Source organism: Methylobacterium sp. E-066 (assembly GCF_022829635.1).
Taxonomy (GTDB): domain Bacteria; phylum Pseudomonadota; class Alphaproteobacteria; order Rhizobiales; family Beijerinckiaceae; genus Methylobacterium.
In genome coordinates this window covers 1-6512 of record NZ_JAKSYO010000082.1, presented here as the reverse complement: position 1 = coordinate 6512, position 6512 = coordinate 1, and the positions used below count along the sequence as shown (strand labels likewise).

5 protein-coding genes are annotated in these 6512 nt (G+C 70.7%); 1 reads left to right on the top strand and 4 read right to left on the bottom strand.

Features of this window, described 5'->3' with window-relative positions; genetic code table 11:
- Nucleotides 1-458 precede the first annotated feature (458 nt).
- The 4 genes from ftsH to pal form a co-directional block, all read right to left on the bottom strand.
- Entirely contained in the window at nucleotides 459-2381 is a 1923-nt protein-coding gene (gene ftsH, locus MKL20_RS09060; RefSeq protein WP_243969337.1) for an ATP-dependent zinc metalloprotease FtsH, read from the bottom strand.
- A gap of 147 nt (nucleotides 2382-2528) precedes the next feature.
- Nucleotides 2529-3539, bottom strand: a complete 1011-nt coding sequence (gene tilS / locus MKL20_RS09055) for a tRNA lysidine(34) synthetase TilS (RefSeq protein ID WP_244036402.1) — start codon at nucleotides 3537-3539, stop codon at nucleotides 2529-2531.
- A gap of 106 nt (nucleotides 3540-3645) precedes the next feature.
- Nucleotides 3646-4653 carry a tol-pal system protein YbgF gene (gene ybgF, locus MKL20_RS09050; RefSeq protein WP_244036401.1) on the bottom strand — a complete coding sequence of 336 codons (1008 nt, stop codon included), beginning with the start codon at nucleotides 4651-4653 and terminating at the stop codon, nucleotides 3646-3648.
- A 172-nt stretch (nucleotides 4654-4825) separates the two neighbouring features.
- Nucleotides 4826-5320: a peptidoglycan-associated lipoprotein Pal gene (gene pal / locus MKL20_RS09045; protein WP_243969331.1), complete on the bottom strand. Its 495-nt coding sequence runs from the start codon at nucleotides 5318-5320 to the stop codon at nucleotides 4826-4828.
- 359 nt (nucleotides 5321-5679) lie between these two features.
- On the opposite strand from pal, the gene MKL20_RS09040 reads away from it, so the two are divergent.
- Entirely contained in the window at nucleotides 5680-6072 is a 393-nt protein-coding gene (locus MKL20_RS09040; RefSeq protein ID WP_244036400.1) for a response regulator, read from the top strand.
- The last annotated feature ends 440 nt before the right edge of the window (nucleotides 6073-6512 follow it).

The window sequence follows — 6512 nt, the reverse complement described above, 5'->3', positions numbered from 1 at the left end:
CGGATGTGGCGCGGGTCCCCTCTCCCGTGCGGGAGAGGGACAGGGTGAGGGATGCGCGTTTTCCGGAAAGACCTGGTCCCTCACCCCAACCCTCTCCCGCACGGGAGAGGGGGCGCGTGGCGGCTTTCGCAAGCCGATGTGTGAACATCGCTGCTGAATGAGTCTGACGGCCAGACGCACGCGCGTCTCCCTCCCCCCTCTGCGGGGGAGGGTGGCCCCCGAAGGGGGTCGGGAGAGGGGAGCAACGGAGCAGGATAGGGCTGCGGCCTTCACGCTGCTCTGCTTCATTTGGAAGCCGGGTTCCCCTCTCCCGACCCCTGCTGACGCAGGGGCCACCCTCCCCCGCAAAGGGGAGAGGGGGATGCGCACGTGGCCGCAGTTCATCCCAAAACAGGCCCGGCGCAAAACCCAACAAAAAAGGGCGCCTCGCGGCGCCCTTCTCATCACATCGTTCCAGCTCACGCCTGCGGCTGAGGCTCCAAGCCGCCGTCGCTCTCCTTCGGGCGGCCGCGGCCGGCGGAGGGGACCGAGGAGCCCCGGGCCGGGGTCGGGGGCACGTCGCCGCCGTCGCGGATCGGGGGTTGGCCCTTCAGGAGGTTGCGGATCTCGTCGCCCGAGAGCGTCTCGTATTCGAGCAGCCCCTGGGCGAGAGCCTCCAGGTCGTCCTTGTGCTCGGCCAGGATGCGGCGGGCCTCCTCCAGGCCGGTCTCGACCAGGCGGCGGACCTCGGCGTCGATCTTCTGGGCGGTCGATTCCGAGACCGATTGCTGCCGGCCCATCGACATGCCGAGGAAGACCTCGTCGTTGTTCTCGCCGTAGGCCACGGTGCCGAGCTCAGGCGAGAAGCCCCAGCGGGTCACCATCATCTTGGCGAGCCGCGTCGCCTGCTCGATGTCCGACTGGGCGCCGGAGGTCACCTTGTCCCGGCCGAAGGTCATCTCCTCGGCGATGCGGCCGCCCATCATGATCGCCAGCCGCGAGGTCATCTGCTCGAAGCTCATGGAGAGCTTGTCGCGCTCGGGCAGCTGCATGACCATGCCGAGCGCCCGGCCGCGCGGGATGATCGTCGCCTTGTGCACCGGGTCGGTGGCCGGGACGTTGAACGCCACGATGGCGTGGCCGCCCTCGTGATAGGCGGTGAGCCGCTTCTCGTCCTCGGTCATCACCAGGGTGCGCCGCTCGGCACCCATCATGACCTTGTCCTTGGCGTCCTCGAACTCGTGCATCGTGACGATGCGCTTGCCGCGGCGGGCGGCGAGCAGCGCGGATTCGTTCACCAGGTTCATCAGGTCGGCGCCCGAGAAGCCGGGGGTGCCGCGGGCGATCACCTTGAGATCGACATCGGGCGCCAGCGGCACCTTGCGGACGTGGACCCGCAGGATGCGCTCGCGGCCGGTGACGTCCGGGTTCGGCACCATGATCTGGCGGTCGAACCGACCCGGACGCAGCAGTGCCGGGTCGAGCACGTCGGGGCGGTTGGTCGCCGCGATGATGATGACGCCCTCGTTGGCCTCGAACCCGTCCATCTCCACGAGGAGCTGGTTCAGGGTCTGCTCGCGCTCGTCGTTGCCGCCGCCGAGGCCGGCGCCGCGATGGCGGCCGACCGCGTCGATCTCGTCGATGAAGATGATGCAGGGCGCGTTCTTCTTGGCCTGCTCGAACATGTCGCGCACGCGGCTGGCGCCGACGCCGACGAACATCTCGACGAAGTCCGAGCCCGAGATGGTGAAGAACGGCACGTTGGCCTCGCCCGCGACCGCCCGGGCGATCAGGGTCTTACCGGTGCCGGGCGGGCCGACGAGCAGCACGCCGCGCGGGATCCGACCGCCGAGGCGCTGGAATTTCTGGGGGTCGCGGAGGAATTCCACGATCTCCTGGAGGTCTTCCTTGGCCTCCTCGACGCCGGCGACGTCATCGAACGACACGCGGCCATGGGCCTCGTTCAGGAGCTTCGCCTTCGACTTGCCAAAACCCATGGCCCGGCCGGCGCCGGACTGCATCTGGCGGCTCAGGAAGATCCAGGCGCCGATGAAGACGAGAATCGGCAGCCAGCTCACGAGCAGCTGGATGAACCACGGGGTGTTGTCGGACGGCGGACGGGCGGTGATCTGCACGCCCTTGCCCTGGAGCTTGGAGACCAGGCTCGGGTCGTTGGGGGCGTAGCTGGTGAAGTTGCCGCCGCCGACATAGGTGCCGGACACGTCCTGCCCGGAAATCACCACCGACTGGATCTTGCCGGAATCGGCGTCGTTGAGGAGCTGGCTGTAGGCGATCTCGCTGCCGCCGCCCCGGTGACCGGGGTTCTGGAACAGGGTGACGAGGGCCAGCACCAGCAGGAAGATGACGACCCACAAGGCAAAGTTGCGAAAATTCGGGTTCATCGATCGATCCTTGGTGCGTGCGGCCCCCTAGACGGACACGTCGCGCGGCTTTGCCGGTCCATCCGTGCACACCTCGCCAATGTAGGCGGGGGGGCCTTCCTTGCCAAGTAAGCCGGTCCCCCCTGCGGCGAGGGCAGCATCTATCCGTCAAACGGCGGTCTTGTGCCGGCGCAGCGGAGCCGGCGCCAGACTCACCGTGCCGGCGGAATCGGTTGCGACCAAAATCCCCGCCAGGGTCCGCCGGATCGGCTCCCGGCGGCGCAGGGCCGGCAGCACGGCCTCGAAGACAAGGGATTCCAGGCGCTCCAGACGGCGTGGCGCGGCACCCACCCGGGTCAGGGCCGCGTCGAGGCAACGCAGGGCAACGGCCTCCGGCAGGGCCGCCAGCACGGCGCCGTCGAGGTGCAGCGCCGCAGCGTCGGTATTCTTTGCCGGCAGCAAAACCGCCGCGAAGGCCTGCTCGGCCGCGACCCGGAGGGCGTCGTCGTCCCGGGTGGCCCGTTCGGCGAGGCGCGCGAGCCGCGCCGGGCTCAGGCCCTCCCGCTCCAGGGCGGCCCAGCTCGCGCGCAGGCGGCCCCGGGCGAAGCGCGGGTCGGCGTTGGCCGGGTCGCGGACATGCGGGATGCCCCGGGCCGCGCACCATGCCACCAGCATCGCCTTCGGCAGGGCCAGGAACGGCCGCCCGAGGGTGAGGCCGGGGGCGAGCGGGCGCTCGGCCCGCATGCCGGCGAGCCCGGCCGGTCCGCTGCCGGCGGCGAGCCGCATCAACACGGTCTCGGCCTGGTCGTCCTGCGTGTGGCCCGTGAGCACGAGGCCGGCGCCGATCGCCTCCGCATGCGCGGCCAGCAGCCGATAGCGGGCGGCCCGGGCCGCATCCTGCAGGCCGGTGCCGGGCTTCGGGCCCGCCCAGGTCAGGATCGCGTGCGGCAGGCCGAGCGCGCGGGCCGCCCGCCCGACGCCCTCGGCCTCCGGGCCGGAATCCGGGCGCAGGCCGTGATCGACGGTGGCGACCTGCGCGGACGCGCCGAGCGCTGCGGCGGCGTGCATCAGCGCGCTCGAATCGGGCCCGCCCGAGACGGCCAGCAACACGCCCCACTCGGACCGCCCGAGCCAGGGCCCGAGGGCATGGAGAACCGGATCGTCCGGCAGACCAGTCATGGATTCAAAAGGTCCGCGACCTTTTGCGGGTCCAGGGCAGAGCCCTGGTATCTCGGGGGCTCCGCCCCCGAACCCCGCCAAAGGGCACGCCCTTTGGGATCCCCGATCAGGCGGCGCAGCGGGCGCGCTTCTGCTCCCGGGCGACGCCCTGGCGGACGCCGGTGCCGGCATTGGGGAATTTCCGGTCCAGCTCGGCCAAGGTCGCGCAGGCCTGCTCGCGGGCCCCGAGGGCGTTGAGCGTGACGCCGAGCTTCAGCATCGCGTCCGGCGCCTGGGACGAGCGGGCATAGTCGGTGGAGACCTTCAGGAACTGCTCGGCCGCCTCGCGGTTGCGGCCGCGGGCCAGGTAGCTCTCGCCCAGCCAGTAGGTCGCGCCGGCGACCCGGTTGTCGCGGGGATGCGACTGGATGAACTGGCGCAGGCCCATCTCGGCCTGCTCGAACTGCTTGGAGCGGTAGAGCTCGACCGCCGCCTCGTAATCGGCGGCCGGGTCGCCGGTCCGGGTGGCGGCCACGCTCTCGGCCGGGCGGGGCGCCGGGACCGGGATCGCGCCGGTGCGGGCGGGCGGGCGCAGGTCCACGGGCTCGTCGTAGCCGGGGGCGGCACCCTCGGCATCCGGATCCTCGTCCTCGATCGCGGGCCGGGGCAGGGCCTGCGGCCGGACCGGGGCCGCCTCGGCGGCTTCCCGGGGCGGCAGGGGCGGGGAGGGCTGGGTGCTGCCGAGCGGCATCGGCGCCCCGGGGGCACCGGGGGTCTGGGACGGGTCGAAGGCATCGCCGCGCTTGCCGGGGCGACCGGAGCCGGGATTGCCGCCGTTGACCGCACCCGCCGGGGCCTGCGCCGGCGCCGCCGACGGAGCCGCCTTGCCGCCGCCGCCCTTGCCCTCGTTCAGGCGGAACTCGACATCCTCCTGGAACTTGCGCAGCTGCTCTTTCAGCTGGCGGTTCTCGTACTGGAGGGTCTCGATCTGCCCGGCCATGATCCGGGACTGGTTCTCGATGCGCCCCAGGCGCACCACCAGTTCCGAGGCGTCCTGCGCGGCGGCCGGATGGCCGAGGAGCAGGCCCCCGAGGATCGTGGTGAGCGCGAGGCGGGTGCGAAGGCGGGCGAGCATGATGCGGCTGCGGTCCGATGGAAGCGCGAGGCCCTATCAGATGCGCCGGTCCGCGGCAAAACTGCGGCGCGGAAAGGTCGAACCCGGGGCCGGCTCCCTCTTCGCAGAAACGCCTGCCGACTCTGCGAAGAATCGGCAGGCGGACGGGACCTGTTGGCCGTCTCTGCGAAGATTACGCCCCGGCGCCGCGGTCGAGCACGATCACCGCGCGGCGGTTCTGGGACCAGCACGAGATGTCGTTGCACACCGCCACCGGCCGCTCCTTGCCGTAGGAGACGGTGCGCATCCGGTTCGCGCCGATGCCTCGGGTGGCGAGGTAGTCGTTGACCGACTGGGCCCGGCGGGCGCCCAGGGAGAAGTTGTATTCGCGGGTGCCGCGCTCGTCGGCATGGCCCTCGATGATGAAGGTGTAGCGCGGGTAGCGCTGCAACCAGGCCGCCTGCTTGTCGAGGGTGGCGGTGGCGGTGGGGGTCAGGTCGGTGGAATCCGATTCGAAGAAGACCCGGTCGCCGATATTGACGACGAAGTCCTGCGCGCTGCCCGGGGTCGCGGCGCCGGCTCCGAACGCGGAGGCGTCGGCGAGATCCTTGTCGTTGCTGCAGGCGCCGAGCCCGAGGGCGGCGCAGACAGCGAGGCCGAGGGCGAGTGCGCGGAAACGCTGGGGCATGATCGTTCAACTCCTCGAGCGGTGCCGAAGGCCGGCTGCTGGTCTTCGAGGCGGGTCCGCGTAGTCCTGAGCGCCGGTGATAGGCGCGAATGGTTAAGCGACGGTTCCGTCCGGCGCCGCGGAGCGTCCTGCGAGCCCGCGCCGATCGGCGGCGTGCGCTGCCGCACGCCGAGGGATGCTGACGCGCCCGGATTGCGGCCGTGCCGGGGCAATCGCGCATGGGACCGTCTCGCGCAGCCATTTCCGCCCCGCCGGTTGCCGCGCTGCAACAGCGCCGGATACCGCTTTCGCGACGGCTTTTAAGAGATCCTCAACCGTGTGGGTTCTTGATTCGCGCAGTCGATCCCCGGACCCGCAGCATGCCTCCCGCCCAGTGCGTCCTCATCGTCGAGGATAGCTACCTGCTCCTCGAGATCATCGCGAGCCTGTGCGAGACCCAGGGCATCCGGGTGATCGAGGCCTCCACGGGCGAGGCGGCGCTGACGCTCCTGCGGACGCGCGGGGCCGAGATCGACTGGCTGTTCACCGACATCCACCTGCCCGGGCTGATCGACGGCTGGACCGTGGCGCACGCGTTCCGGGCGATCCATGCCGACCGGCCGGTGGTCTACACCTCGACCGATTCGAGCGGCGGACGGGGCGTCCCGGGCAGCCTGTTCCTGCGCAAGCCGTTCCAGGTGCAGGCGGTCAACCGGCTGGTCCGGATGATGGTCGAGGGCCTGAGCGACGCGCCTCTCTGCGCGGTGGGCTGAGCGGGCTCGGCTAGGGCATCATGCCGGCACGATGCCCTAGACTCCTGATTCACATCGTCTTTTTCCGAAAGCCGGCGGCCACCAGCCCTTTCAAGGTGTTTGCGACAGCGGACTGTCCCGCTTGCTCCACGACGCTTGGTTCTTGCAGAGCCCGGTCTGGAAACAACCCCGTCATCCCGGGGCCGCGAAGCGGAGCCCGGGATCCAGAAACACTCTGGTGTCAAGGACTTGCGCCGTCGGCGGCTCTGGAGCCCGGGCTCGCCTGCGGCGCCCCGGGATGACCGGGTGGAGGATGATGCCTCCGTGAAAATCCGGGTTTGGCGGAACAGGAGTATCTTCGCTTAAGCGATACCGCTTACACTTCCGTTCCGTCCCTGCCACGCTTCCCTTGGCGGGGATCGCGGGCCGGCCATCAGACGTGCGCTCCGATCCGAACTGTG

Coding starts and splice junctions, on each gene's coding strand:
- ftsH (WP_243969337.1), bottom strand. CDS start 2,381: ATGAACCCGAATTTTCGCAACTTTGCCTTGTGGGTCGTCATCTTCCTG.
- tilS (WP_244036402.1), bottom strand. CDS start 3,539: ATGACTGGTCTGCCGGACGATCCGGTTCTCCATGCCCTCGGGCCCTGG.
- ybgF (WP_244036401.1), bottom strand. CDS start 4,653: ATGCTCGCCCGCCTTCGCACCCGCCTCGCGCTCACCACGATCCTCGGG.
- pal (WP_243969331.1), bottom strand. CDS start 5,320: ATGCCCCAGCGTTTCCGCGCACTCGCCCTCGGCCTCGCTGTCTGCGCC.
- MKL20_RS09040 (WP_244036400.1), top strand. CDS start 5,680: ATGCCTCCCGCCCAGTGCGTCCTCATCGTCGAGGATAGCTACCTGCTC.